This is a genomic window from Streptomyces megasporus, assembly GCF_000718985.1.
Lineage (GTDB): Bacteria > Actinomycetota > Actinomycetes > Streptomycetales > Streptomycetaceae > Streptomyces > Streptomyces megasporus.
The window spans coordinates 293,715-319,863 of sequence record NZ_JODL01000005.1 but is presented as its reverse complement, the minus strand read 5'-3'; the positions used below and the strand labels follow the sequence as shown (position 1 = coordinate 319,863).

Here is a 26,149-nt window from a genome sequence, read left to right as displayed (position 1 = left end):
CGCGGTGGCCGCGGATGTCCATGCGGATGACCGGACCTGGGACGACGGGCTGATCGCCCGCCGGGCCCGCCCGGACGGCGGCTCGTCGGCCCCCGCGGTGACGAGCCCCTGGGAGGACGCGGACCACGCGCGGCTCCGCGCACGGACCTTCGACGGCCGGTGGGAGGGCGGCTGGGAGGACTGGGCCGAGGGCGCCACACGCCCCCGCGCCGACGGAGACGACCCGCTGCGGGAGAGACTGCGCGCGCTGCGGGAGCTGGTCGGGCTCTCCCGGACCAGACTGGACGGCGAGGTGCTGGCCGAGGCGGGCCGGGTCCTGGAGGAGGCCGCCGCCCGCGGCAGGCTGTCGCGGACGTACACCGCGGTGGCCGTCGCCGGGTCCACCGGAAGCGGGAAGTCGACGCTGTTCAACACCCTCGCCGGCTTCCAGCTCTCCGAGACCGGGGTGCGCCGCCCCACCACCTCGGTGCCCGTCGGGTGCGTGTGGGAGGCCGAGTGGGACGCCGGCGCCGACGGCCTGCTGGAACGGCTGGGCGTGCCGCCCCGGGCGCGCCGCCGGGTGCAGCCTCGGGACCCGTCCCTGAAGGGGCTGGTCCTCGTCGACCTGCCCGACCACGACTCCGCCGCGCCGGGCCACCGCGAGCAGGTCGACCGGCTGCTGAAGCTGGTGGACGCGGTGATCTGGGTCACCGACCCGGAGAAGTACGCCGACGCCGTGCTGCACGAGCGCTACCTGCGCCCGCTGGCCGGGCACGCCGAGGTGACGTTCGTGGTGCTCAACCAGGTCGACCGGCTGCCGGCCGACGCCGTCGAGGTGGTCATGGACGACCTGCGGCGACGGCTGGACGAGGACGGCATGGCGCTCGGCGAGCACGGCGAGCCCGGCGCGACCGTCCTGGCGCTGTCCGCCCTCACCGGCGAGGGCGTCGACGAACTCAGGCGCTCCCTGGGCGCGCTCGCCTCGCGGCGACGGGCCGCGGAGCTGCGGATGTCCGCCGACGTGGACGGCGCGGTCGGCCGACTCCGCCCGGTCTACATGGTCGACACCCCGCAGGGCCCGGCCGGATTGACGGAACGGGCGCGCGAGGACTTCGAGGACCGACTGGCGGCGGCGGTGGGCGCCTCGGCGGCCGGACAGACCGCCGAACGCCTCTGGCTGCGGCACGCCGAGCAGGCGTGCGGCACCCCCTGGGCCCGACTGCTGCGCTGGTACGAGACCCGACGCGGATGCGGGGAGAGGGCCACGGCCCCGGCGAAGGCGGGCGAGAAGGCGGGCGAGGAGTGCGGGGACGCGCCCGCGGTGGCCCGGCCCGTCCTGGCCCAGGCGGTGCGGACGCTCGCCGACGAGGCGTCGGTCGGGCTGCCGCGGCCCTGGGCGAAGTCGGTGCGGGACGCGGCCTGGCGCGGCGCGGAGGGGCTGCCGGAGGCACTGGAGGAGGCGATCGCCGGACTCGGGGACGAGACGTGGGAGGGGACGGGCGGGGACGGCGCGCGGGACGCGGGACGGGAGCCCCGGCTGCCGCGTCCGCGCTGGTGGACGGCGGCGGCGTGCGCGCAGTGGCTGATGCTGGCCGTCCAACTGCTGGGCCTGTACCTGCTGGTGGACCTGTTCGCCGGCGGACCGGGCAGGGGCGGCGTCTGGCTGCCGGTGGGGCTGCTGGCGGGCGGCGCGACGGCCGGTCCGCTGCTCGCCTGGTGCTGCCGGCTCGCGGCACGGGGGCCGGCGCGGGCGTACGGGATGGCGAAGGAGCACAGGCTGCGACGCCTGGCCACGGGCTGGGGCCAGGCGTGGGTGCTGGAACCGGTGGCGGCCGAACTGCTGCGGTACCGCGAGGTGCGGGAGCAGTACGTCATCGCGGCGGGCGGCACCGACCGCGCCTGAACAGCCCGAAGGGCCCGGATCACCCACACGGGCGGCCGAGTTGTCCACAACCCGTCGGTACTCCACAGGGCGCGGCGGCGGTCCGCGGGCGCGGGCAGCATGAGGGCGACGGGCAGGCGACGGACGAGCGGCGAACGGAAATGGCCGGGAACGGGGGAGCGACGTGAACGAGACCGTGGTGACGGTGGTGGGCAACGCCGCGTCGGCGGTGGAGGCGAAGACGACGGCGGCGGGTCATCCGGCGGCCAGGCTGAGGCTGGCCACGACGGTGCGGCGCTACGACGAACGGCAGGGCGGCTGGACGGACGCGCACACCAGCTTCTACACGGTGTGGGCGTTCCGGGCGCTCGCGGAGAACCTGGTGGCGTCCGTCACCATCGGCGAACCGCTCGTCGTCCAGGGGCGGTTGCGGGTGCGGCAGGGCGAACGGGACGGGCAGCGCTGGACGTCGGCGGACATCGAGGCGACGGCGATCGGCCACGATCTGGCGCGCGGCACCTCGGCGTTCGTCCGCGTCACCCGCCCTCTCCCGGGCCAGGAGGAGGCGGTGAGCCCTTGACCGGTGCACTCATGACCGATCGGTAACAACACCCATGCCGGAGAAGTTCCGAATCCTGAGCATTCCCTGATAACGATTCAGACTCGGAATGTGTAACGACTGGTATTGGCGGGGACCGGGTTCCGATTGCTCCCTACGATCCTCCCCTGAGAACACGGGGGTTGATGAGGGGACGACCACACCATGATTTCTATACGCGGACGGGTTGCTGCCCGTTTCGCCGCCGCCGCAGTGGCCACAGGCCTGATGGCGGCCGGAGCTCTCGCCGGCGCGGGGACCGCGGTCGCGGACGAGGGTGACCACCAGTCGGGTGGCGCGAGGGCCACCCTGAACGGCCTGAAGGAAGCCGACAAGGCCGTCATCAAGAGCAACGGCAAGAAGCAGTCGGTCAGTGCCGGCCTCTTCGAGATGACCGTCGACGGCGGCGGCACTTTGAAGACCTACTGCATCGACATCTACCGGCCGACGCAGAGCAAGGCACTGTACGAGGAGGTGCCCTGGAAGTCCTCGCTGCTCCAGGGCAACGCCGACGCGGGCAAGATCCACTGGATCCTGCAGAACTCCTACCCGCAGGTGAACGACCTCGCCGCGCTGGCGAGCAAGGCCGGTGCGGACACGCTCACCGCGAAGACCGCCGCCGCGGGCACCCAGGTCGCGATCTGGCGCTTCTCCGACAAGGTGGACGTCGAGGCGGTCGACGCGAACGCCGAGAAGCTCGCCGACTACCTGGAGGAGAACGCCCAGAACCTGGCCGAGCCCCAGTCCTCGCTGGTGCTCGACCCGCCCGCCGTCTCCGGCAAGTCGGGCGAGAAGCTCGGTCCGATCACCGTGCGCACCAACGCGGAGAGCGCGACCGTCACGCCCGGCTCGGAGGCCGCGAGCGCCGGCGTGAAGGTCGTCGGCAAGGACGGCCAGGAGGTGACCTCGGTCAAGAACGGCGACGAGGTCTTCTTCGACGTCCCGCAGGGCGCCGAGGACGGCACCGCGTCGCTGTCCGTCCAGGCCGCCACCAAGGTGCCGGTCGGCCGCGTCTTCACCGGCGTCGGCAAGCACGCCGAGAGCCAGACGCAGATCCTGGCGGGCTCCAGCGAGTCCACCGTCACCGCGACCGCGACCGCGAACTGGGCCACCAAGGGCCCGATCCCGGCCGTGACCGCCGAGAAGAACTGCGTCAAGGGCGGCGTGGACGTCACCGCGAGCAACGAGGGCGACGAGCCGTTCACCTTCACCCTGGCGGGCAAGGAGTACGAGATCCCGGCCGGCGGGACCGAGACGGTGACCGTCCCGGTCAAGGAGGACCAGCCGTACGAGATCACGGTCACCGGCCCGAACGGCTTCAAGGAGACGTTCACCGGCATCCTGGACTGCGAGACCGACAGCTCCCAGACCGGCGGCCCGGGCACGGAGGAGCCCTCCTCCGAGCCCAGCCCGGCCACCGTCGGCGGCGACACCGGCGACACCGGTGAGACCGGCGACACCGACGGCAACCTCGCCGAGACCGGCTCCGACAGCAGCACCCCGATCATCGCGGGTGTCGCCATCGCGCTGGTGCTCCTCGGTGGCGGGGCGGTCTTCTTCCTGCGGAAGAAGAAGCCCACCGCCAACGGTGCCGACAACTGATCCACGGGTTCCGGGCATGATCCCCTGATGCCCGTCCCACCCCGGCCACGTGCCGCCGCCCCGCGCGGCGGCACGTGGCCTCTTTCGTTTCCGGTTCCCGGTGGGAGCCGCACGGCCACACGGCACGGCGCCCCACGCCGCCGGCTCTGCGGCACCCGCGCCGGCACCCCGGCACAGCCGCAGGTCAGGGGCGTGGTACAGGTCGCCGACCAAGCCGTTTTCGTCCCCGGCACCGGGTGCGGCAAGATGGGGTGTATCTGCCCACTCCCTGATTGCCGGACGGTTTCTCTTGGCTGAGTACATCTACACCATGCGCAAGGCGCGTAAGGCGCACGGCGACAAGGTGATTCTCGACGACGTCACGCTGAGCTTCCTGCCGGGCGCGAAGATCGGTGTCGTGGGCCCCAACGGCGCGGGCAAGTCCACGGTGCTGAAGATCATGGCCGGGCTGGAGCAGCCGTCCAACGGCGACGCCTTCCTCGCCCCCGGCTACAGCGTCGGCATCCTCCTCCAGGAGCCCCCGCTGGACGAGTCGAAGACCGTGCTGGAGAACGTCCAGGACGGCGTCGCGGAGATCAAGGGCAAGCTCGACCGGTTCAACGAGATCGCCGAGCAGATGGCGACCGACTACTCCGACGCGCTGCTGGAGGAGATGGGCAAGCTCCAGGAGGAGCTGGACCACGCGAACGCCTGGGACCTGGACGCCCAACTGGAGCAGGCCATGGACGCCCTGGGCTGCCCGCCCGGCGACTGGCCCGTCACCAACCTCTCCGGTGGCGAGAAGCGCCGCGTCGCCCTCTGCAAGCTCCTGCTGGAGGCGCCCGACCTGCTGCTGCTGGACGAGCCCACCAACCACCTGGACGCCGAGTCCGTGCAGTGGCTGGAGCAGCACCTGGCCAAGTACGCAGGCACCGTCGTGGCCATCACCCACGACCGGTACTTCCTGGACAACGTCGCCGAGTGGATCCTGGAGCTCGACCGCGGTCGTGCCCACCCCTACGAGGGCAACTACTCCACCTACCTGGAGAAGAAGGCGTCCCGTCTGAAGGTCGAGGGGCAGAAGGACGCCAAGCGTCAGAAGCGCCTCAAGGAGGAGTTGGAGTGGGTCCGCTCCAACGCCAAGGGGCGGCAGGCCAAGTCCAAGGCGCGACTGCAGCGCTACGAGGAGATGGCCGCCGAGGCCGACAAGATGCGGAAGCTGGACTTCGAGGAGATCCAGATTCCGCCGGGGCCGCGCCTGGGCAACGTCGTGGTGGAGGTGGAGAACCTCTCCAAGGCGTTCGGCGAGAAGGTCCTCATCGACGACCTCTCCTTCACCCTGCCGCGCAACGGCATCGTGGGCGTCATCGGCCCCAACGGCGCGGGCAAGACCACGCTGTTCAAGATGATCCAGGGGCTGGAGCAGCCGGACTCCGGGGCCATCAAGGTCGGCGACACGGTCAAGATCTCCTACGTCGACCAGGCCCGCGCCAACATCGACCCGAAGAAGACGCTGTGGGAGGTCGTCTCCGACGGCCTGGACTACATCAACGTCGGCCAGGTCGAGATGCCCTCGCGCGCCTACGTCTCCGCGTTCGGCTTCAAGGGCCCGGACCAGCAGAAGCCCGCCGGCGTCCTCTCCGGCGGCGAGCGCAACCGCCTCAACCTGGCGCTCACCCTCAAGCAGGGCGGCAACCTGCTGCTCCTGGACGAGCCGACCAACGACCTCGACGTCGAGACGCTGTCCTCGCTGGAGAACGCGCTGCTGGAGTTCCCCGGCTGCGCCGTGGTCGTCTCCCACGACCGCTGGTTCCTGGACCGCATCGCCACGCACATCCTCGCCTACGAGGGCGACTCCAAGTGGTTCTGGTTCGAGGGCAACTTCGAGTCGTACGAGAAGAACAAGATCGAGCGGCTCGGCCCGGACGCCGCGCGTCCGCACCGCGCCACCTACAAGAAGCTGACTCGGGGCTGAGGGAACCGTTGCGACACGTATTCCCCTGCCCGCTGCGCTGGTCGGACATGGACGCCTTCGGGCACGTCAACAACGTCGTCTTCCTGCGGTACCTGGAAGAGGCGCGGATCGACTTCATGTTCCGACTGGCGCGGCAGGCGGCTTCCGGCGCCTTCACCGGCGGCTCGGTGGTGGCGAGCCACGAGATCGCCTATGTGAGACCGCTCAAGCACCGGCCCGAACCGGTCGTGGTCGAGATGTGGGTGACGAAGATCGGGGCGGCGTCGCTGACGGTCGCCTACGAGGTCAAGGACCGCGCCGAGGACGCCGAGGACCGGGCCACCGTCTATGTGCGGGCCTCGACGGTCGTGGTCCCCTACGACCTGGAGAAGGAGCGTCCCCGTCGACTCACCGACGAGGAGAAGGCGTTCCTCAAGGAGTACCTGGACGACAGCGCGACGGGAACCGGCGCCGCATGAGCACCACGGCCGCGCGTCCGGTGTTCGCCGAGCCCGGGGAGGCGGCGGAACTCGCCGCCTTCCTGGGACGGTTGCTGCGCTGGGAGAAGAACGCGGCGGTGCGGCTGCGGGGCACCGACGACGGGGTCCTGGGCGTCTTCGGCCGCCCGGCCCGGTTCGAGGTGCTGGCCGTGCGGACGGCCCGCCTGGCCGAGCCGGTGCTGCTGGACGCGACGGTCTCGGCCGGGGAACTGCTGGAGGGCGTCGACGAGGCGTCCGCGGCGGTGACCGTCCCCGACGCCGTGACCGGTCCGCCGTGGGCCGGGGTGCTGCCGCCGCGCGGCGGCTGGCGTCCGGTCGGCGAACTGCCGTACGAGTCGGTCCGGTCGGTCGCCGCCGCGGTGGTCGCCGAGTTCCGTCGGCGCAGCGAGACGCTGCCGCCGGCCGAGCGCACCCGCGAGGCGCTGGACGCGCTGGCGGAGGAGATCTGGTCCCGCCCGTTGGGCGGCGGCGGTGCCGGACTGCCGCTGCGCGCCGTGCACGCGGCCCAGGCCCTGGGGATGCTGCGGCCGGTCGGGCCCGTCGTCGCCGCCGGGCCCGACGGACCGATCGGCGGACCCGGACGGGGCGGCCCGGCCGGCGCCGAAACAGGGCCCCGGGTCACGGTGCTCGCCGCCGGTTCCTGGCTGCGGCTGCGCACCCCCTACGGCTCGACGGCCGTGCGCAGGGGCGGCGGTACGGGCCTGAGCGTCACCCCGTTGTGAACGGCCTCGGGGTGAACGATCGTGGGGTGAACGGTCGCCGGCGCCCCGCGGCACGCGGCGCGGGGCGCCGGGAAGAGCCCCGGACGCTCAGTCCGGGGCGTTGATCATCGAGGCCGCCGCGTAGACCAGGTAGTCCCACAACTGCTTCTCGTGCTCGGGCGCCAGGTCGAGGCTGTCGACGGCGTCGCGCATGTGCCGCAGCCAGGCGTCATGGGCGGCCCGGTCGATGGTGAAGGGCATGTGCCGCATCCGCAGCCGGGGGTGCCCCCGCTGCTCGCTGTACGTCCTCGGCCCGCCCCAGTACTGCATCAGGAACAGCACCAGACGCTCCTCGGCCGGTCCGAGGTCCTCCTCGGGGTACATCGGCCGCAGCAGCGGGTCCTCCGCGACGCCCTCGTAGAACCGGCGCACCAGTCGGCGGAACGTCTCCTCGCCACCGACCTGGTCGAAGAAGGTCTGCGTCTGCAAGCTGCCGCGCGGAATCTCCATCACGCCCCCCATGGTCGCAGATGCCCCGGCCGAGGACCGGAGACTTAGGTCACCGCCTCCGGCCCTCGCCGGCCGGGCGCACGTCCGCCCCGGCCTCCTCCGCTCCCTCAGGCGTCGTCCCAGCGGAAGAGTCGGGCGGCGATCGCCGTCATGACCGCGGCGAACAGCAGCAGCCCGCCCATGACGGGCAGGGCGGCGTCCCAGCCCTGGCCACGGGAGAGGACGTCCTGCATCGCCTCGTTGAGGTGCTTGAGCGGGAGGACCTCGGAGACCGTCCGCACCCAGGTCGGCGCGCTGTCCAGGGGGAAGAAGGCGCCGGAGAGGAAGGCCATCGGCAGGATGACGAGCTGGGCCACGCCGTTGGCGGCCTCCTCGGTCTTCGTCCGGGCGCCGACGACCAGGCCGATGGACATGAAGGCCAGGGTGCCGCAGACGATCAGCGGCAGGGACAGCCACCAGTGGCCGGTCAGCTCCAGGCCGTAGAACGGGATCGACGCCACCCCGACGAAGACCAGCGTCTGGACGAGGGCGAGGGTGACGTTCACCCCGATGCGGGCGGCGACCACCGAGCCCGCGCCCACCGGGGCGAGCCACAGCCGGCGCAGGATGCGCTTCCTGCGCCAGTTCACCAGGGTGAGCGCCGAGCCGACGACCGCGCTCATCGCCACCGCCCAGCCGAGCAGGCCGGGGGTGAAGAACTGGATCGCCTTCAGGGACTCGTCCTCCACCTGCCCGGCGCTCAGCTCGTACGCCGGGGGCTGTCCGGTCGCCGCGATGTTGGCCTGCTGGACGAGCGAGTCGACGACCACCCGCGCGTTGCCCGCCCGGGTCGGGTCGGCCGCCGAGTAGCGCATCCGCACCCGGTCGCCGTCCTGCCAGACCACCGCGTCCACGTCGCCCGCGCGGACCTCCTCCAGCGCCCGCTCGCGGTCGTCGGACTTCCGCACGTTCAGCACGTCGTCCAGGGCCTCCCGCGCCTCGCGCGGCAGGGAGTCCAGCACCTCGACCCGACCGATCTGGACGATCTCCACCCGCGGCGTCGACTCGTTCTTGAACAGCGCGCCGAACAGGAGCAGGAACATCAGGGGGAAGAGCAGGATGAAGAAGACGGCGGTCCGGTCCCGCAGCATCCCCAGGGCCATCGCCTTGGAGAGGCTGGTGAACGCCTTGGTGTTCACTGGCGGTACTCCCGTCCGGTCAACTGGAGGAAGACGTCCTCCAGCGAGGCCGCGCCCAGCTCGGAGATCAGGTCGGCGGGGGCGCCCACGCGCAGGACGCGACCGCGGTCCATCACCGCGACCCGGTCGCACAGCGATTCGGCCTCGTCCATGGAGTGCGTGGTGAGCACCACCGTGCGGCCCTCGTCGTTGATGGCCCGCAGCAGGTCCCACAGGTTGCGGCGGGCCTGCGGGTCGAGGCCGGTGGTGGGCTCGTCGAGGAAGACCAGCTCCGGGTCGTGGACCAGGGCGCAGGCGATGGACAGCCGCTGGGCCTGGCCGCCGGAGAGCCTGTCCTCGCGGGTGCCCGCCTTCTCGGTGAGGCCGACGGTCTCCAGCATCGCGTCGGCGCGCTCGGCGGAGACGCCGTAGAGGGAGGCGAAGGTGTGGATCTGCTCGCGGGCGGACAGCTTCTCGAAGAACGCCGACGCCTGGAGTTGGACGCCGATCCGACGCAGCAGCGCCGGGTTCCGGGGGAAGGGGGACTCGCCCAGCAGCCGCACCTCGCCCTCGTCGGGCCTGCGCAGCCCCTCGGTGATCTCCAGGGTGGTCGTCTTGCCCGCGCCGTTCGGTCCGAGGATGCCGTAGAACTCGCCGCGCTCGACGGTGAAGGACACCCCGTCGACGGCCCGCACGTCCCCGTACCGTTTGCGCAGTCCCTCGACTGTGATCGCGGCGGTGGTCATGGTGCGGAGCGTAACGGCGGAATATCACCTTCCGGTGGGCGGAGCGCTCCGGAACGATCTCGCGGGATCGCCTCGGGCGCAGCACAGTGGAGACATGAGGGACGAAAGCGACACCGAGGGCGTCGGGTGGCAGGAGGGCGGGGAACTCGCCGCGCGGGCCCGGGTCCTGGCCGGGGCGCTGGTGCGGAGGATCGAGGCGGAGGGCGCGCTGACCGATCCGGCCTGGCGGGCCGCGTTCGAGGCCGTGCCGCGTCACCTGTTCGTGCCGTACTACCACGTGCCGCGGGTGGGCGGGTACGAGCGGCGCCGGCGCGACGCCCCCGACCCGCTCGGCCGGGAGATGTGGCTGACGGGCGTGTACGAGGACGAGCCGCTGGCCACCCTGGTGCGGGACGGCGAACCGGTCTCCTCCTCCAGCCAGCCCTCCCTCATGGCGATGATGCTGGAGGAGTTGCGGGTCGAGGACGGGATGGACGTCCTGGAGATCGGCACCGGCACCGGCTGGAACGCCGCCCTCCTCGCCCACCGGCTGGGCGACGAGCACGTGACCACCGTCGACCTGGACCCGGAGATCACCGAGGAGGCCCGAAAACGGCTGGCGGCGGCGGGCCGGCGGCCCGCGGTGGTCACCGGGGACGGGGCCCGCGGCTGCCCGGAGCGGGGGCCGTACGACCGGATCATCGCGACCTGCGCGCTGGACACCGTCCCGCCCGAGTGGCTCGCGCAGTGCAGGCCGGGGGCGCGCGTCCTGACCCCGATGGCCACCGGCCTGCTCGCCCTGCGGGTGACGGACGCCGAACACGCGGAGGGGCGGTTCCTGGAGACCCCCGCCTACTTCGTCCCCCTGCGCGGCGACGTCCCGCCGCGCCCGCGGATCGATCCGGGGGACCTGCCGCGCGAGGCGCTGCGGACGGAGTCGTTCGGCTTCCTGCTCTCACTGATCGGGGGCGGCCCGGACCCGGCCGCCACCTACGAGGCATGGCGGCGCGCAGGCCGGCCGGACCGCGCCCGGTACGGCGTGACGGTGCGCGGCGGGGAGCAGTGGGCCTGGCTGGACGACCCCGAGGGGCCGAACCGCTGGCCGCTGACGACGGGCCGGCCCCGAGGGCGGGCGGCCGGCCCCGCCGGCCCCGGGGTCAGCCCCGGTGCAGGGTGATCGTGGTCCACGCGCCGACGTGCACTCGGTCGCCCTCCTTGAGGGGGACCGGGACGAACGGCTGGATCGGGTCCTCGGCACCGTTGATGGTGGTGCCGTTGGTGGAGTCCTGGTCGACCACGGCCCAGCCCCCGTCGGGCTGCTGCACCAGCACCGCGTGCTGGTGCGAGACGCCCGGGTCCTCCGGCGGACGGGCCAGGTCGATGTCGGGCGACTCGCCGGTGGAGTGCCGACGCCGACCGATGGTGACCTGGGTGCCGGTGAGCCGGACCTGCTGCTCGGGGGAGTAGGCGGGAAGGTTGAGGCCGGCCGCCTCCGGGCCGCTGCGCTGCATCATCGCGGTGAAGTACTCGCGGTCCGGGCCGATCGTCACCATCCAGCCGGCGGGCTGCTGCGGAGGCTGCCCCTGGTTCTGGCCCTGGCCCGGCTGCTGGTGGGGCTGTTGATGCGGTTGCTGGTGCTGCTGATGCGGTTGCTGGTGGGGCGGCTGGGGGGCGAGCGGCTGCGGGTAGCCGTAACCGTGCCCCTGCTGCTGCCCGTAACCGTGCGGGTCGTGCGCACCGGGACCGGGCGGCGGCAGCGTCCAGTCGTCGTTCCCCCCGGCCGGCGGCTGGTGGGAGGGCTGGTGCGGCGGCTGGTGTGGAGGCGGTGGGGGCTGCTGGTGGGGCGGCTGGGGGGCGAGCGGCTGCGGGTAGCCGTAGCCCTGCCCCTGCTGCTGCCCGAAGTCGGCACGGACGTACTCCGGCTGCTCGGGCGGAGGCGGCGCGTGGTGCTGCTGCTGGTGCGGGATCATCGGCTGCGGCTGCGGGGGCCTCGGCGGCTCGGGGGCGAGCGGCTCGGCCGGGCGGCCCTGCGGGCCGGTCCCGGAGGACTCGTAGTCCATCCGGGGCGGCGGTGGAGGCGGGGGCGGACCGGGCGGCCCCGCCTGCTGGAAGCCGGGCGGCAGGTTCAGCCCGCCCATGCTGCCGCCGGGCGCCTGGGACGGCGGGGGCGGCGGGGGCGGCGAGGCGTAGCCGCCGGTGGCGGAGGAGGGGGCCGGGAAGTTGTACCGGCACTCCCCGCAGAACGGCGCCTGGCCGTCACGCGGCGTACGGCACCGCGGGCACGGCTCCGCCTGCGCCGTGGCACCGCCCACCGGAGCGGGGTAGCCGTAGCCGCCCTGGCCGGGCATCGACTGGCCGGGCAGGGGAGGAGGCGGGACGGCACCGGCGGGCGCCCCCGGAGCGGAGGTCATGCGGTGGCCGCACACCTCGCACCAGTCGTCGGCCGCCGACTGGTGGCCGTTCGGGCAGGTCGGCATGTCGGTCCTTCCCCCTCCGTGCAGTTCCGTGTCGCTCCGTGGGTCGCTCGCCGGCGCGGACCGTCCTGCCGGTCCGCGCCCGGGGCGCCGCCTCGTCGGCCTCGGAGACGTTCGCCCTCGGTCGAACAGTACCGGTCACCGCGTCGATCACGCCCACCCCCTTCGAGGCGGAGCGGGGGCGCCCCCGTCACCACGACGCCTCCGGGGCGCGGACGGTTCACCCCGAAGGACCGGGCGCCGGCGCGGACACCGCGAGCGCGGTGCCCCGTCCGGGGTCCCCCCGTCGCGCGTGGCCTCCACCGTCCGTGTGACGTCCGCGACACCTTCCGGAACGCCCCGCGCAGGCGCCTCAGCCGGACACCGGCCGACCGGACGGGACGGGGAACGGCACCACCGCCACCGTCACGTTGTCGTGCCCGCCGCCGTCCAGCGCGTGGCCCACCAGGTGCCGGGCGCACCGCAGCGGGTCGGCGTGGGCGTCGGGCGTGACCACGGCGGCCATCTCCTCGGCGGACTCGGCGTAGTTCCACAGCCCGTCGGTGCACACCACCACCACGCCCGGCCCGTCCGGGGTGAACGAGACGGTGTGCGGGTCGATCTCGTAGGCGTCCGCGCCCAGCCATCCGGTGATGGCGTGGGCCCGGGGGTCCGCGTACGCCTCGGCCTCCTCCATCAGGCCCGCCGCCACCATCTGGGCCGCCCAGGAGTCGTCCTCGGTGAGCCGGGCGGGCCGGGCCGAGCGGTCGTCGGGAATCCAGTAGGCGCGGCTGTCGCCGATCCAGCCGACGGTGAGGAGGTCGCCCGCGGCGACCGCGCCGACGATGGTGCAGGCCGGGGCGTTCCGCGTCGGGTCCTGGGTCTCCTCCACGGTGGCCATGGCGCCGACGGCCTCGGCGGCGGCGATCAGGGCGTCGTGGACCGCCTGCCGGACCGGGACGCCGCGCGGCAGCGCGTCGAGCGCCGAGGCGCAGGCGGTCTCGGCGGCGGTGGCCGACGCCTCGTCGGGGCGGGTCGCCGAGGACACCCCGTCGCAGACGATGGCGACCACGGCCGGCGAGCCGTCCGGCAGCGCGCCGGTGGAGACGGCGAAGGAGTCCTCGTTGCGGTGGTGGCGCAACCCCCGGTCGCTGACCGCCGCCACCCCCTTTGACGTCCGTTCCATGTGGTCGCGTTCGCGCGGCTGGACGTGTCCGCAGCGCTCGCAGTGGCCGGCCCCGTCGACGGGGCCGGTGCCGCAGGCGACGCACCGGGGGCGTCGGTCGCCGGAGCGGGACGGCGGGGGGTCGAGGAGTCGCGGGTCCTCGGCGGGGGCCGGGGCGGGCGGGGGCAGGGGGAAGTCCGGCTCGGTCGGCGTGGGCCGCGCGTCCGCCGCGGAGGACGCGGGAGGCGCGGAAGACGCCGGAGGCACGGGCGGTGCGGACGGTGCGGGCGGTGGAGGCGGTGCGGAGGGTGCCGGGGGGACGGCCGGGGCCGCCGGGGGCGCCGCGGGCGGCGGCGGGACCGAGGGCATCGGAGGCACGGGCGGTGCGGCGGGCACGGGCGGCGCAGGCGGTCGCGGTCCGTTCGCCGCGGCCACCAGGTCGGCACCGCACGCGCCGCAGAAGCGGTCGCCCTCCTCGAGGGGCTCCTCGCAGCGGGGGCAGACGGAGAGTTGGTCGAGCTGCGGCATGGTCACACCCACGTTCTGGGGCGGAGACGGTTGGCCCGTTCCACCAGTTCGATCCTTTCGGCGCCGGTCTGCGCGAGCCGGGCGAGCAGCCGGAACGAACGTTCCAGCCCCAGGCGGAGCCCTGTCTCGTCCAACTCGCAGCCCAGCAGGGGCGGGAGCCGCCCCGAACCGGCGGGCGCGGGCGCGCCCAGCCGGCCCGCCAGCACCCAGTCCAACGCACTGCCCAGTACCTCGGCGGTCAACCGTTCGCGGCGCAGCGCGTCCAGACCCGTCTCCCGCAACCGTTCCACCTCACGGGCGGCGGCCCGCAGGTCCTCCGACAGCGGCTCGTACGGGGAACGTTGACGCAGCCGGGCCCGTACGGCGGCCACCCGCGCGGCCGTGTGGTGGACGGAGGACTCCGGCACGGACTCCAGCACCCGCACGGCACCGTGGCGGTCGCCGGTGGCCAACCGTACCCGGGCCAGGCCGAACGCGGCGCTCACCCAGCTCCGGTCGGTCGCCCACACCAGCCGGTAGTACCGCGCGGCCTCCTCCCACCGCCCCAGCGCCTCGGCGCAGACGCCGAGCGCCAACTTGGGGGCGGGCTCCCCGGGGAAGGCGCCGTGGACCGCGTCGAAGGCCGCCGCCGCCGTCTCCCGGTCGCCGGTCGCCAGGGCGTACAGCCCCCGGTACCAGACCACCCGCCGGTCGTCCGCGTACCGCTCCTCCAACTCGGCCAGCACCCCGGCGGCGGCCGGGCCGCCCCGCGGGTCGCCCGTCTCCAGCCAGGCGCGCAGCTCCCGCAGCCGGCGCTCCGCGGAGTCGGTCGGCGCGGCCCGCAACGCGGCGACCAGCTCGGCGGGTTCGGCGGCCGGCAGACCGGCGAGGAACCCCGCGTTCGGGTCGGTCGGGTCCACCAACGGCACCGGAAGGGCAGACGCCGCGGCCCGCGCGTCCAGCGGCACCAGCGCGGGCGCCGCGCCCACAGCGCCCGCGCTCGCCACGGGGTGCGCCGTCGTGCCGCGCGCCCGGCGCGGGCGCCTGGGCGCGCGGATGCCCAGGAGGGAGGTGTCACCGGCGGCGGGCGCCAGCACCTGGGTGTCCACCACCCTCGTCTCCGGGCCGAACAGCGTGGACACCGACGGCCGCGGCTCGCCCGTCCGGAGCGCCACGATCTCCCGCAGCACGCCCGTGAGCTGCTCGGACATCTCCTCCGCCGAGGCGAACCGCCGCTGCGGGTCGGGATCGGTCGCCCGCACCAGCAGCCGGTGGAACGACTCGTGCCGCCGGAAGACCTCGATGTGCTCCGGTCCCGGCAGGCTGTGCGCGAACACGGTGGTGTAGCCCCGGAAGTCGAAGGTCAGCACGGCCAGCGTGCGGGCCACCGTGTACAGGTCGGAGGCCACCGACGGACCCGTCCGCGTCACCTCCGGCGCCTGGTAGCCGATCGTGCCGTAGATCGCGCTCTCCCGATCGTCCATCCGCCGGACCGCGCCCATGTCGATCAGCTTGAGCCGGTCCCCCTGTTGGATGGCGTTGTCGACCTTGAAGTCGCAGTAGAGCAGGTTCCGGGCGTGCAGGTGACCGAGCGCCTCCAGCGCCTCGATGCCGTACGCGCACGCCTGCTCGACCGGCAGCGGATCGCGGCGACCCCGAGGCGTCCGACGGGAGTTGGCGATCTCCTTCAGCGACCTGCCGCCGACGTACTCCATCACGATGTAGCCGTCGAGGCTGCCGGTGCGCCGGTCCAGGTGCTCGACGAAGTTGTATATCCGCACGATGGAGGGGTGTTCGATCTCCGCGAGGAACCGACGCTCGGAGATCGCCGCGGCCATGGCCTCCTCGTCGCCGGTGTCCAGCAGGCCCTTGAGCACCACCCAGCGGCCGGAGACCGCGTGGTCCACCGCCAGGTAGATCCAGCCCAGTCCGCCGTGCGCGAGGCAGCCCACCACCTCGTACTGGCCGTGCACCACGTCGCCCGGCCGCAGCTTGGGGACGAAGGAGTAGGGGTGTCCGCACCGGGTGCAGAAGCCCTCGGCGCGGCCCGGCCGGCCGCGGCGCGAACGTCCCACCGGAGCGCCGCACCCGGGGTGGCCGCAGAACCGCTTCCGCTCGGGCACCTCGGGGTTCTCCAACACCGCCGACCGGGGGTCCGGGCGCGGCACCGGAGGCACGGACACCAGGCCGGCGCCCAGCGCGCCGCGCCCGGAGGAGGACGACGACGAGCGCGAGCTGCGCACGGAGACGGGCCGCCCCGAGGGGCGGCCCGACAGCCGCCCCGACAGCCGCCCCGACGACGAGGCGGAGGAGGAGTCGACGGCCGGACCCGACGGTGCCGAGGGCCGGGACGTCCCGGAGGGCGGGGTGCCGTGGGCGCTCGTCGGGGGCGAGGCCACCGTGCCGTCCGGGGAGACCGGCGGCGGCGTCCCGCAGGCATCGCAGTACGGCGCGCCGCCCCCGGCGTCCCGGTACGTCCCCGCGCAGCCGGGTCGCCCGCACGCCCGGACGGCCCCGGAGCCCGCGCTCATCGGGCGTCTCCTTCCCGGCCGGTCGGCCCGCCGCCCTCCCGTGGCGCCAGGACCTCCCAAGCCGCCTGTTGGTAGCGCAACACCGCCTGTTCGGCGGCCCGCAGGTCGCACGGCGCGCTCCACAGCAGCCGCCGCGCGAGGTCGTACCGCTCCGACAGCAGCGGGTCGTCCGCCGAACCGTGCCGGGCCACCCTCGCGCGGCAGGCGTCCAGCCGGCCGCGCAGCTCCGCGCGGACGGCCAGCGGCGCGGTCACGGCGGTCAACGAGGCGCGGGCCCGCTCCAGCTCCTCCTCCGCGCGCTCCTCCAGGCTCTCCAACAGCGGCGACAGCCGGTGCCAGCGGGCGTGACGCCGGTGCTCGATCGCGGCCTCCAACTGCTCGTACAGCACGGTCGGGGGACCGCTCACCGCGGGCACCTCGGAAGCGGCGATCCTCGCCAGCACCTCGCCGCGCGCCGTGCGGGCCTCCGCGAGGGTGCGGTCCGCCCGGGACAGCACGTCGCGCAGCCGCATCAGCCGCTGTTCGGCGTCCTGCCGCACCTGGAGCACGGCGTCGATCTCGCGGCGGATGTCGTCCAGGGCGCGGGCCGCCCGGTCGTACCGCTCGGTGTCGGGACGACCGCCGCCGGGGGCCGAACTCCCGCCCGCCGGAATCCAGAAGGCCAGCGGGTCGGCGACCACTTCGGCGCGGAGCGAGGTCAACTCCTCGGTCGTCCGCTCCAACTCGTCGCCCGCCGGGTGCTCCCCGGGGCGCACGCCGACGGAGTGCGCCAGGGAGCGGACGCGCCGCAACTCGGCGGAGAGCATGTCTATCCGGGCGGGCAGGGCGGACCACACGGAGTCGGCGGCGGCCACCACGTCGAGGGCCCGGGCGTACCGGTCGTTCATCCGGTCGACCAGTTCCGCCAGGCCGATCCGCTCGCCGCCGCCTCCGTCCCCGCCGTCACCTCCGCCGTTCCCGCCGCCTCCGCCGTCCGGGTCCGTCGGGACGGTCGCCGACGGGTTCCGCAGCCCGCCGGTCAGCTCGGCGAGGTCCTCCGGGGTCGGCCGCCGGCGCCGGGCGCGCAGCTCACGGAGCGAGTCCAGCGTGGCGGTGTAGGCCTCGAAGTACGTCCACAGCAGCGAGATCGCCTCCTCGGCCCGCGCCCACCGCTCCTTGGTGACGCCCGTCAGCGCGGCGCCCTCCAACAGCCTGCGTCCCGCGTGGTCCTGGAGCGAGAGCAGGGACGTCTCGAGCGCCTCGTGTTCCGCGCCGAGCCGGGCCAGGGCGCGGTCCACCTCCTCCCGGCTCATCACCGGTTCGTCGGGCTCCGGACCTCCGCCGTCCCCCATCGATCACCTCGCCGTTCTCGTCGCCGGTCGTGCCCGGCGCGTCATCGGTCCCTGTACGCCGGAGCCGGGGGAGCCGGCTCCGCTACCTCCATCTTGTCGGCGAGCCACCGTTTGTATGCGGCCATCCACGGACTGTTCTCACCGCCCCGGCGGTAGTCGTCGAGCACCTTGTTGACCCGGCGCACCAGATCCTCGTCCTCCCGGTGCATCGCGACGCCGTACGGCTCCACGGTCAGCGGGTCGCCGACGAGGCGCACCGAGGGGTCCTGGGCGGCCTGTCCGGCGGCCAGGGCGCTGTCGGTCATCACCGCGTCCACTTCGCCGAGTTGGAGCCGCACCAGGCAGTCGAGCTGGTTGTCGACGTAGACCGGTTCGGCGCCCCCGTCGTCCTTCTCCAGCAGGGTCTGCGCGGTCGAACCGGCGGCGGTGCACAGCCTCTTGCCGCGCAACGTCTCGTCGAACCCCGTGATCGACGAGGACCTCGGGGCGAGGATCTGCTGTCCCGCCTCGAAGTACGCGGTGGAGAACGCCACCTCCTTCAGACGGGCACAGGTGATCGACATGGTGCGCACCACCATGTCCACCTCGCGCCGTTGGACGGCGGGGATGCGCCGGTCGGTCGGGACGGTCTTGTAGACGATCTCGGGGTCATCGCCGAGGAGGTCCTTTGCGATGGCCTTCACCAGATCGATGTCGAAGCCGACGATGTCGCCGGAGGAGGGATCGCGGTAGCCCCACAGGTAGCTGTTCTGGTCGACGCCGACCACCAGCCGGCCCGCCCGCCGGACGCGCTCCACCGCGGGCCCCGCCTCGTTCGAGGGCCGCAGGCTCTCGGCGGGATCGCGGCCGTCGGCGCAGGTCTCCCGTTCGGCGGCGGGCGACGTCCGCGCGGCGCCGGGCCCGCGTCCCGCCGCGCGGTCGCCGTCCGCGGCCGGCCGGGCGGGCGTCCCCGTGGCCGGCACCGTCCACAGCAGCATCGCGACGGACAGGACGAGCCCGCCCAACGACACGGCGACGCTCGTGGGGGACGCTGCGCCCCGCGTGCCGGGCCCACGTCCCCACGGGCCCCTCCCAGGTGCTCTCACGTGTCTTCCTCCACCGGTCTCACCGGTACTCCGACAGCCTGCGGCCGATGCCCAGCACCACGCCCACCGCGCCGAGCACGGCCAGCGCCCCGGCCCCGGCGGGCAGTCCGTCGAGCGCGTCCCGTCCCCGCTCGGCCGCCCGTTCGAACTCCCGCTGCTCGTGCTCCACGGCCTCGGCCAGACCCGCCTCCACCGCGTCGAACGCGCTCCGCGCGGTGTCCCGGCCGGGGCCGACGACCAGGGCGACCGCGTCGTCGTAGCGCCCGTCGTTCTCCAACGCGCGGGCGGTGGCGTGGTGTTCGCGCCACCGGTCGGTGGCCCGCAGCGCGTCCCGGACCGGCGTGCGGCCCTCCGCGTCGTCCGCCAGGGCCAGCGCCCGTGCCAGCAGCCCCGTGCCGTCGCGCTCCCCGGCCACCGGGTCGCCCGCCACCTCGCGCATGCCCGCTTGGTAGCTCTCCTCGTACTCGGCGCCGCCGCCGCGCGCCACCAGCGTCATGTTCTCGTCGCCGCGGGCCCGGAGGACGCCCGTCCACGCCTCGTTGAGCACCTGGAGCGAACGTGCGCCGTACCGGTCGGAGTCGTCGAGGCCGGACCGGGCGAGCCCGTGCGCGGCGATCAGCCACAGCAGCGTCGTGGCCGTCGCGACGGTCGCGGCCAGCAGCCCGAGGTTGAACACCCGGTTCGTCCGCAGGTGGTGGCGCCGCTGGGCCCAGCCGAGCGCGGCGAGCGCGACGACCCCGGTGAGCAGCGCGAGGACGGGCCGGGAGCGCGCCGCCCCGTGGTCCTCGCGGAGCCGGGCGGTCTCGAAGCGGTGGAGCGCCTCGGCGGCGGGCAGCAGCTCCTCGCGCATCCGCTCGCCGGCGTGGCGCAGGTAGGCGCCGCCCAGGGGCAGGCCCTGCCGGTTGTTGGCGCGGGCGGTCTCCACCAGGCCGGTGTAGACGGGGAGTTCCCGGTTGAGCTTGACGATCTCGGCGTAGCCGGGGTCCGAGGCGTCGCTGTTCGCCGCCGCCCGGGTCAGCAGCAGGGAGGCGGTGCGGATGTCCCTCTCGTACCGCTCGCGCAGCTCGGGCGGCTCGTCGCCCCCGGCCAGGAAGGCGCCGGCGGCGGTGGTGTCGGCGTCGGCGAGGCAGCGGTAGAGGCTCGCCGCGTCGGCGCTCAGCGGTTGACTGCGGGCGACCACGGCCTCGGCCGCGGCGGCCCGGTCGGAGACCTGCCAGGCGGTCACGGCCCCGAACGCCAGCACCAGCGCGACCAGGACGGCCCCGATGATCCGCAGCCGTCCGGGTTCGGTCACCGCGGCCGCGCGCAGCCGGTCCACGCCCTCGGCCCAGGCCGTGCGGCGCGGCGGCCCGGGGACGGCGACGGAGGCACCGGACCGGGGTGCCTGCCGGGACGCCGGGACGGGAGGCACGGCGGGGGTCGGAGGCGGACCGCTCGGCGGCTGTGTCACTGGTCGGACCTCCCCCTCGGTCGCTGACGCACCGGGCCCCGCGCTCTCCCCCACGCGGCCCCTGTGCGGCCCCCACACGGCGGAGCCGGAGGAGCCCCGCCCAGCAGTATGGCGGCCGGACGCGGCGACGACACCGTCCCCGCCGGGATCTTGTTCCGATCGCGATCTCCGTGGAGCGCCCGGCCCGCCCACGCGCCCCACCGGACGCCCGGCGCCCGGCGGGACGCGGGGGACGGTCAGCCGCGCACGGCGTGGTGGGCGCGGAGCCGGGCGCAGGCGTCCGTCCCGGCCGCGAGCCGGTCCAGGGCCAGCAGCGCCGCGCCGAGCACGGGAGGGGCGGTGATCACGTCGACGTCGGCGCGGGGGGCGCGCTCGGCGAACAGCTCCAGGAGCCTCCCGTGGAGCAGTTGGTGCCGGGCCGCCACGACGCTGCCGCCCAGCACGACCGGGGTCGGGGTGTCGAGCAGGCCCAGGCGTTCCAGCGCGACCGTCGCCATCACCGCGATCTCCTCGGCCTGCCGGTGGACCAGCGCGCGGGCGACCGCGTCACCGCCGTCGGCGACCTCGAAGAGGACGGGGACGAGGTCGTGGCGGCGCCCACTCGGCAGGTCGCCCAGGTGGAACGCCTCGATCAGCGCGTACATGTCGGGCAGGCCGAAACGGGCGGGCAGCGCCCTGGCCAGCTCGGTGTCCTCGCCCCGGCCGTCCTCGGCGCGGGCGGCGTGCCACAGCGCCTCCTCGGCCAGCCCTCCGCCGCCGCCCCAGTCGCCGGAGAGCCGGCCGACGGCGGGGAAGCGGTGGGTGCGGCCGTCCTCGGCGACCCCGACGCAGTTGACGCCCGCGCCGCAGACGACGGCGACCCCGTGCCGCACCGAGCCGTCGTCGGGCAGCCCCGCGCGCAGGATCGCGAACGTGTCGTTGGCGACCTCGCTGCCGCGGCCCCAGCCGCGACCGTCGACCAGGGCCGCCAACTCCCGCTCCTCACGCGGCAGATCGGCGTTGGCCAGGCAGGCCGAGACGTGCTCGGCCAGGGGAGCGCCCGAGCCGACGGCGTCGGCGTCCAACCCCGCGTCCCTCGCCGCCCGGACCACGGTCTCACCCAGGGCCTCGACGGCCGCCTCCGCCCCGACCACCGGCGGCTGGAACCCCCCGCCCCGCGCGGAGCCCAGGACGCTCCCGTCCCCGGCGACCAGCGCCACGTCGGTCTTGCTGTTGCCCGCGTCGATCGCCAGGACCGCGACCGTGGGGGAGGCGGTGGAGTCGGTGGAGGCGGTCGAGGCGGAGGCGGGCGTCAGGCCCATGCGAGGTGCTCCCGGTTGTGCGCGATCAGACGGTCGGTCAACTGCTCGGCGAGGGCGTACTGCCCGACGAGCGGGTGGGCCAGCAGCGCGGCGAACACCCGGTCCCGGCCACCGCGCAGGGCGGCCTCCAGCGCCAGGTGCTCGTACGACGTCACGGCCGAGATCAGACCCGTGTGGAGCGGGGAGAGCGGCGCCACGGGCAGGGGCCGCGCGCCCGCCGGGGAGACCTCGGCCGGCACCTCGATCACCGCGTCGTCGGGGAGGAAGGGCAGGGTGCCGTCGTTGCGGACGTTCACCACCTGCACGCCGCCGCCGTCTTCGGCGCTGCCCAGCAGCGCGGCGACCAGGGCGACGGCGGCCTCGGAGTAGTAGGCGCCGCCGCGTTTGGAGAGCAGTTCCGGTTTGGTGTCCAACGTCGGGTCGGCGTACATCTCCAGCAGCCTCCGCTCCATCGCGGCGACCTCCGCCGCCCGCGAGGGTTTGGTGCGCATCTCGGCCACCACCTCGTCGTGCGCGTAGAAGTAGCGCAGGTAGTACGAGGGCACGGCGCCCAGCCTCTCCAGGAGGGTCTTCGGCATCCGCAGGTCGGCGGCGATGGTCCCGCCGTGCTCGGCCAGCAGCCCGGGCAGGAGGTCCGCGCCGCCCGGCCCGCCCAGGCGCACGCCCAGCTCCCAGGTGAGGTGGTTGAGCCCGACGTGGTCGAGGTGGACCTCCTCGGGGGCGACCCCCAGCAGGGCGGCGAACTTGCGCTGGAAGCCGATCGCCACGTTGCACAGACCCACCGCGCGGTGACCCTCGGTCAGCAGCGCGCGGGTGACGATGCCGACCGGGTTGGTGAAGTCGACGATCCACGCGTCGGGGTTGGCGCGGCGCACCCGTTCGGCGATGTCCAGCACGACGGGTACGGTGCGCAGCGCCTTGGCCAGCCCGCCGGCGCCGGTGGTCTCCTGCCCGACGCAGCCGCACTCCAGCGGCCAGCTCTCGTCCCGCTCGCGGGCCGCCTGGCCGCCGACGCGGAGTTGGAGGAGGACGGCGTGGGCGTCCGCGACGGCCGCGTCCAGGTCGGAGGTGGTGGTGACGGTGGCCGGGTGGTCGGCGCGGGCGAGGATGCGCCGGGCGAGCCCGCCCACCGTCTCCAGCCGCTCCTCCGCCGGGTCGGCCAGGACCAGTTCGGTGACGGGGAGGACGTCCCGCAACCGGGCGAAGCCGTCGACGAGTTCGGGGGTGTAGGTGGAACCGCCACCTACCACTGCGAGTTTCACGGGGCCTGGTCCTCCTCGGATACGGCGCGGGCGCGGGATCGGCGGGTCTGGCGGCGGGGCTGGTGGCGGGGCCGACCGGGGTCAGCGGGAGGTGTCGAACACCCGGTCGCGGGTGGTGGTCAGGGCGCTCTCCAACGCCCCGCTGAGCACGGGGTGTTCGGTGACGGCGCCGACGACCAGCCGGGGTCTGGGGGCGGCCAGTTCGGCCAGCTCCCGCTGGATCAGCGCGCGCAGCGCCTCGCCCCCGGCGGTCAGCACGCCGCCGGACAGGACGACGAGTTCGGGGTCGAGGACGGCGACCATCGCGGCGAGTCCGGTCGCCAGCGCGGTGGCCGTCCGGCGCAGCAACTCCCCCTCGGGACCGTCCGGTCCGCCGTCCGCGACGCCGTTCGGGCCCGCGTGGTCGGCCGCGCGGGCGAGGAGGGCGGCGGCGACCTCCCGAGCCGGCCCCCGAGGAGGCCGCAGCCCCAGCTCGCGGGCGGTCCGCACCACGGCGGCGGCGCCCGCCAACTCCTGGAAGCCGCCACCGCCCGCCTGCGCGACCCGGCGCATCAGCGGGACGCCGGGCACCGGCAGGAAGCCGACCTCTCCCGCGCCGCCGGTCCAGCCGCGGTGCAGACGCCCGCCGAGCACCAGGGCGGCTCCGATGCCCTCCTCGTTCCACAGCAGGACGAAGTCGTCGTGACCGCGGGCGGCTCCCAGCCGCTGTTCGGCGACGGCGACGAGGTTGACGTCGTTGTCGTACTCCAGCGGCACCGGCAGGGCGGCGGCCAACTCCTCCAGGAGGGTGGGGGAGTGCCAGCCGGGCAGGTGGGAGGCGTAGCGCAGCCGTCCGGTCCGGGGATCGAAGGCGCCCGGCGTGCCGATGACGACGCGGTGCAGGGCGTCGCGGGTGAGCCCGGCGTCCTCGACGGCGCCGTCCACGGCGGTCACGACCTGCCGGACGGCGCCCTCGTCGGACCGCCGCCCGGAGGCGGGCAGTTCGAAGGCGCCGACGGTGCGGCCGGTGATGTCGGCGACCGCGGCCCGGACGCGGGTGGTGGTGACGTCCACGCCGGCGACGTACGCGACGGTCGGATCGAGGGAGTAGAGCTGGGCGCCCGGCCCGGGACGCCCCTGGCTGGTGCCGGTGACGACGACCAGGCCCGCGGCCTCCAGACGGGCCAGGAGCTGGGACGCGGTCGGTTTGGACAGCCCGGTGAGCTTGCCGATGCGGCTGCGCGACAGCGGGCCGTGGGCGAGCAGCAGTTCCAGCGCCGCGCGGTCGTTCATCGTGCGCAGCACCCGAGGCGTCCCCGGGGTCGTACCGGCCATCGGCTCTCCCGCCCGTTACTGTCAGGAAAGTTTCCAGTTGTGCGGGACAGGACAGTAGACCCGCCCCCGACCCACGTCAACGAACGGGCCGGAACGGCCCTCGCACCCCTCGTGCCCCGCGCCGTGTTCCACGCGGACCGTGTCCTACGCGGTCGGTCGGCTCCCGCCCCGGCCCCGGTCCGCGCCGGTCTCCTTCGCCAGGGAGTCGGCCGGGGACCTGGGCGGGGACTTGACCGGGGATTCGAGCGGGGACTTGGCCGGGTCGCCGGTCAGGGCCTTGGACAGCCCCTCGGACAGCCCCTTGGACAGCCCCTCGGACGGACTCTTGGCCGGATCCTTGGCGAGGATCCCGTCCCGGTCCTTCACCATGCCCCGCCCCGGCCCCCCGTCCAGGCCGCGCTCCGGGCCGCGCTCCAGGTCGGCGTCCAGCCTGCGCAGGGCGGTCAGCGCCTCCTCGTCCACCATCCGGATGCCCCGCGCGTCCAGCGCCCGCTTGATCCGCGCGCGCAGTTCGCGCTCCACCGGCAGCGCCTTGCCCGGCATGGTCTTCGCCGAGACGCGGATCACCATCGTCTCCAGCGTCACCGAGTTCAGGCCCAGCACCTCCACCGGCGCCCACAGCACCTCGTCCCACGGCGAGGAGGTGGACATCTCCTCGCCGGCCGCGACGATGGCCGCCCGGACCTCGTCCAAGTCCTCCTCGGCGCGCACCTCCACGTCCAGGGAGGCCGTCGCCCACCCCTGGCTGAGGTTGCCGACCCGCTTGATCTCGCCGTTGCGGACGTACCAGATCTCGCCGTCGTCGCCGCGCAGCTTGGTCACCCGCAGCCCGATCTCCAGCACCGTGCCGGTGGCCTCGCCCGCGTCGATCCGGTCCCCGACCCCGTACTGGTCCTCCAGGAGGACGAACATCCCGCTCAGCACGTCCGTGACCAGGTTCCGGGCGCCGAAGCCGATCGCCACGCCGGCGACGCCGGCGCTGGCCAGCAGCGGCGCGAGGTCGATGCCCAGGGTCGACAGGGTGATCAGCACCGCCGTGCCCATGATGACGAACGTGGCGACGCTGCGCAGCACCGAACCGATCGCCTCGGTGCGCTGGCGCCGCCGCTCGGCGTTGACCAGCAGGCCGCGCAGCGCGTTGCCGCTCGCCTCGGCCTCGGCGTTGCGGTTCATCCGGGCGATCAACCGGGTGATGGCCCGGCGGATCACCGAGCGCAGCACGACCGCTATCACCAGGATCAGCAGGATGCGCAGGCCGGTGGCGAGCCAGACGCCCCAGTTCTCCTCTATCCAGCCGGCGGCGTTCGTGGCCGTCTCGTGCGCGTCGTTCATCGAGTCCACTCTCGACACACTAACGGGGGACACCCCGTCCGACCGGCCGCTCCGTTCCGGGCGGTCATGGGATAACAGCGGGGGCGGGAGGGGGAGAAACGGTGTGTGGTCGAAAACACGCTCAGCGCGTTACGCGATCGTGGTGGCGCAGCCACCGGGACGCGGGACACACTGGGGGAGATCGTCCCGGCGCGAGCCACGCGCCGCCGACGTACAAGGAGGCACCGTGCCGCATGTCCTGGTCCTCAACGCGTCGTACGAGCCGCTCGGCGTCGTACCGCTCCGCCGCGCGCTCATCCTCGTCCTCAATGGAAAGGCGATAAGCCTGGAGGATTCCGGCGCCCTGATGCACAGCGCCACCCAAGCCATACCCGCCCCGAGCGTCGTACGCCTGAAACGCTTCGTCCGCGTGCCCTTCCGCGGCACCGTGCCGCTCACCCGCCGCGCCCTGTTCGCCCGTGACGGCGGCAGATGCGTGTACTGCGGTGGCGTCGCAACCAGCGTCGACCACGTCGTTCCGCGCAGTCGTGGCGGGCAACACTCCTGGGACAACGTCGTGGCGGCCTGCCGCCGCTGCAACCACACGAAGGCCGACCGCCACATCTCCGAACTGGGGTGGCGGATGAGGCATCAACCCGCGCCACCGACGGGCCTGGCCTGGCGGATCATCGGAACGGGGCATCGCGACCCGCGCTGGTTGCCGTACCTGCGACCGTACGGCGCGGAGGAGGCACTGGCCCGAATCGACGGCAGGACATCCGCCTGAGATTCGGGTTTCGTCGTCTTCGGGGTCGTCGTCGGCCCCGGATTCGGCCCCGGGATCGGGGCCGG

The 26,149-nt window shown here is 74.3% G+C and carries 21 protein-coding genes; 8 read left to right on the top strand and 13 right to left on the bottom strand.

Features of this window, described 5'->3' with window-relative positions:
* Positions 1-4 precede the first annotated feature (4 nt).
* The 6 genes from IF47_RS0107505 (at position 5) to IF47_RS0107480 (ending at position 7,216) form a co-directional block, all read left to right on the top strand.
* Complete coding sequence (locus IF47_RS0107505) at positions 5-1,882, top strand: GTPase (RefSeq protein ID WP_342667244.1); 1,878 nt, start codon at positions 5-7, stop codon at positions 1,880-1,882.
* A gap of 163 nt (positions 1,883-2,045) precedes the next feature.
* Positions 2,046-2,441, top strand: a complete 396-nt coding sequence (locus tag IF47_RS0107500) for a single-stranded DNA-binding protein (protein ID WP_051717194.1) — start codon at positions 2,046-2,048, stop codon at positions 2,439-2,441.
* Positions 2,442-2,624: 183 nt separating this feature from the next.
* Positions 2,625-4,061: a Cys-Gln thioester bond-forming surface protein gene (locus IF47_RS0107495; protein ID WP_051717192.1), complete on the top strand. Its 1,437-nt coding sequence runs from the start codon at positions 2,625-2,627 to the stop codon at positions 4,059-4,061.
* Between the two features lie 289 nt (positions 4,062-4,350).
* Positions 4,351-6,015, top strand: a complete 1,665-nt coding sequence (gene ettA, locus IF47_RS0107490) for an energy-dependent translational throttle protein EttA (protein WP_031507524.1) — start codon at positions 4,351-4,353, stop codon at positions 6,013-6,015.
* 8 nt (positions 6,016-6,023) lie between these two features.
* Positions 6,024-6,473: an acyl-CoA thioesterase gene (locus tag IF47_RS0107485; RefSeq protein ID WP_031507523.1), complete on the top strand. Its 450-nt coding sequence runs from the start codon at positions 6,024-6,026 to the stop codon at positions 6,471-6,473.
* Positions 6,470-7,216: a DUF8010 domain-containing protein gene (locus IF47_RS0107480; RefSeq protein ID WP_031507522.1), complete on the top strand. Its 747-nt coding sequence runs from the start codon at positions 6,470-6,472 to the stop codon at positions 7,214-7,216. Before IF47_RS0107485 ends, IF47_RS0107480 begins: the two co-directional genes overlap by 4 nt.
* A gap of 87 nt (positions 7,217-7,303) precedes the next feature.
* Here IF47_RS0107480 and IF47_RS0107475 read toward each other — a convergent pair whose 3' ends face one another.
* The 3 genes from IF47_RS0107475 to IF47_RS0107465 form a co-directional block, all read right to left on the bottom strand.
* Positions 7,304-7,708, bottom strand: coding sequence for a globin (locus tag IF47_RS0107475; protein ID WP_031507521.1), 405 nt, complete (start codon positions 7,706-7,708; stop codon positions 7,304-7,306).
* 104 nt (positions 7,709-7,812) lie between these two features.
* Positions 7,813-8,883, bottom strand: a complete 1,071-nt coding sequence (locus tag IF47_RS0107470) for an ABC transporter permease (protein WP_245641031.1) — start codon at positions 8,881-8,883, stop codon at positions 7,813-7,815.
* Positions 8,880-9,608, bottom strand: a complete 729-nt coding sequence (locus IF47_RS0107465) for an ABC transporter ATP-binding protein (protein ID WP_031507519.1) — start codon at positions 9,606-9,608, stop codon at positions 8,880-8,882. Before IF47_RS0107465 ends, IF47_RS0107470 begins: the two co-directional genes overlap by 4 nt.
* Before the next feature lie 94 nt (positions 9,609-9,702).
* Between IF47_RS0107465 and IF47_RS0107460 the strand changes: the two genes are divergently transcribed.
* Positions 9,703-10,764: a methyltransferase domain-containing protein gene (locus IF47_RS0107460; RefSeq protein WP_051717189.1), complete on the top strand. Its 1,062-nt coding sequence runs from the start codon at positions 9,703-9,705 to the stop codon at positions 10,762-10,764.
* Here IF47_RS0107460 and IF47_RS0107455 read toward each other — a convergent pair.
* The 10 genes from IF47_RS0107455 to IF47_RS0107410 form a co-directional block, all read right to left on the bottom strand.
* Positions 10,745-12,064, bottom strand: a complete 1,320-nt coding sequence (locus IF47_RS0107455) for an FHA domain-containing protein (protein ID WP_031507517.1) — start codon at positions 12,062-12,064, stop codon at positions 10,745-10,747. The two genes, IF47_RS0107460 and IF47_RS0107455, sit on opposite strands and share 20 nt — an antisense overlap.
* A 349-nt stretch (positions 12,065-12,413) precedes the next feature.
* Positions 12,414-13,733, bottom strand: coding sequence for a PP2C family protein-serine/threonine phosphatase (locus IF47_RS0107450; RefSeq protein WP_031507516.1), 1,320 nt, complete (start codon positions 13,731-13,733; stop codon positions 12,414-12,416).
* Between the two features lie 2 nt (positions 13,734-13,735).
* Entirely contained in the window at positions 13,736-16,243 is a 2,508-nt protein-coding gene (locus tag IF47_RS0107445; protein ID WP_031507515.1) for a serine/threonine-protein kinase, read from the bottom strand.
* The gene (locus tag IF47_RS0107440) at positions 16,240-17,574 is read right to left on the bottom strand and encodes a hypothetical protein (RefSeq protein ID WP_031507514.1); all 1,335 of its coding nucleotides are present in this window, start codon (positions 17,572-17,574) and stop codon (positions 16,240-16,242) included. Before IF47_RS0107440 ends, IF47_RS0107445 begins: the two co-directional genes overlap by 4 nt.
* A gap of 41 nt (positions 17,575-17,615) precedes the next feature.
* The gene (locus IF47_RS0107435; RefSeq protein ID WP_037732108.1) at positions 17,616-18,584 is read right to left on the bottom strand and encodes a transporter substrate-binding domain-containing protein; all 969 of its coding nucleotides are present in this window, start codon (positions 18,582-18,584) and stop codon (positions 17,616-17,618) included.
* Between the two features lie 94 nt (positions 18,585-18,678).
* Positions 18,679-20,109, bottom strand: a complete 1,431-nt coding sequence (locus IF47_RS0107430; RefSeq protein WP_031507512.1) for a hypothetical protein — start codon at positions 20,107-20,109, stop codon at positions 18,679-18,681.
* A gap of 236 nt (positions 20,110-20,345) precedes the next feature.
* Entirely contained in the window at positions 20,346-21,410 is a 1,065-nt protein-coding gene (locus tag IF47_RS0107425; protein ID WP_078591625.1) for an N-acetylglucosamine kinase, read from the bottom strand.
* Positions 21,401-22,672 (bottom strand): 6-phospho-beta-glucosidase, encoded by a 1,272-nt coding sequence (locus IF47_RS0107420; protein WP_031507510.1) that lies wholly within the window; start codon positions 22,670-22,672, stop codon positions 21,401-21,403. Before IF47_RS0107420 ends, IF47_RS0107425 begins: the two co-directional genes overlap by 10 nt.
* A gap of 81 nt (positions 22,673-22,753) precedes the next feature.
* Positions 22,754-23,986: an ROK family transcriptional regulator gene (locus IF47_RS0107415; protein ID WP_031507509.1), complete on the bottom strand. Its 1,233-nt coding sequence runs from the start codon at positions 23,984-23,986 to the stop codon at positions 22,754-22,756.
* A 144-nt stretch (positions 23,987-24,130) separates the two neighbouring features.
* The gene (locus tag IF47_RS0107410) at positions 24,131-25,318 is read right to left on the bottom strand and encodes a mechanosensitive ion channel family protein (protein ID WP_078591624.1); all 1,188 of its coding nucleotides are present in this window, start codon (positions 25,316-25,318) and stop codon (positions 24,131-24,133) included.
* A gap of 226 nt (positions 25,319-25,544) precedes the next feature.
* On the opposite strand from IF47_RS0107410, the gene IF47_RS0107405 reads away from it, so the two are divergent.
* Positions 25,545-26,084 carry an HNH endonuclease gene (locus IF47_RS0107405; protein WP_031507507.1) on the top strand — a complete coding sequence of 180 codons (540 nt, stop codon included), beginning with the start codon at positions 25,545-25,547 and terminating at the stop codon, positions 26,082-26,084.
* The last annotated feature ends 65 nt before the right edge of the window (positions 26,085-26,149 follow it).

What these genes read in the sequence shown, in the direction of transcription:
- IF47_RS0107495 (WP_051717192.1), top strand. Translation starts at nt 2,625, where the DNA reads ATGATTTCTATACGCGGACGGGTTGCTGCCCGTTTCGCCGCCGCCGCA.
- IF47_RS0107465 (WP_031507519.1), bottom strand. Translation starts at nt 9,608, where the DNA reads ATGACCACCGCCGCGATCACAGTCGAGGGACTGCGCAAACGGTACGGG.
- IF47_RS0107425 (WP_078591625.1), bottom strand. Translation starts at nt 21,410, where the DNA reads ATGGGCCTGACGCCCGCCTCCGCCTCGACCGCCTCCACCGACTCCACC.
- IF47_RS0107440 (WP_031507514.1), bottom strand. Translation starts at nt 17,574, where the DNA reads ATGGGGGACGGCGGAGGTCCGGAGCCCGACGAACCGGTGATGAGCCGG.
- IF47_RS0107455 (WP_031507517.1), bottom strand. Translation starts at nt 12,064, where the DNA reads ATGCCGACCTGCCCGAACGGCCACCAGTCGGCGGCCGACGACTGGTGC.
- IF47_RS0107445 (WP_031507515.1), bottom strand. Translation starts at nt 16,243, where the DNA reads ATGAGCGCGGGCTCCGGGGCCGTCCGGGCGTGCGGGCGACCCGGCTGC.
- IF47_RS0107460 (WP_051717189.1), top strand. Translation starts at nt 9,703, where the DNA reads ATGAGGGACGAAAGCGACACCGAGGGCGTCGGGTGGCAGGAGGGCGGG.
- IF47_RS0107450 (WP_031507516.1), bottom strand. Translation starts at nt 13,733, where the DNA reads ATGCCGCAGCTCGACCAACTCTCCGTCTGCCCCCGCTGCGAGGAGCCC.
- IF47_RS0107410 (WP_078591624.1), bottom strand. Translation starts at nt 25,318, where the DNA reads ATGAACGACGCGCACGAGACGGCCACGAACGCCGCCGGCTGGATAGAG.
- IF47_RS0107415 (WP_031507509.1), bottom strand. Translation starts at nt 23,986, where the DNA reads ATGGCCGGTACGACCCCGGGGACGCCTCGGGTGCTGCGCACGATGAAC.
- IF47_RS0107480 (WP_031507522.1), top strand. Translation starts at nt 6,470, where the DNA reads ATGAGCACCACGGCCGCGCGTCCGGTGTTCGCCGAGCCCGGGGAGGCG.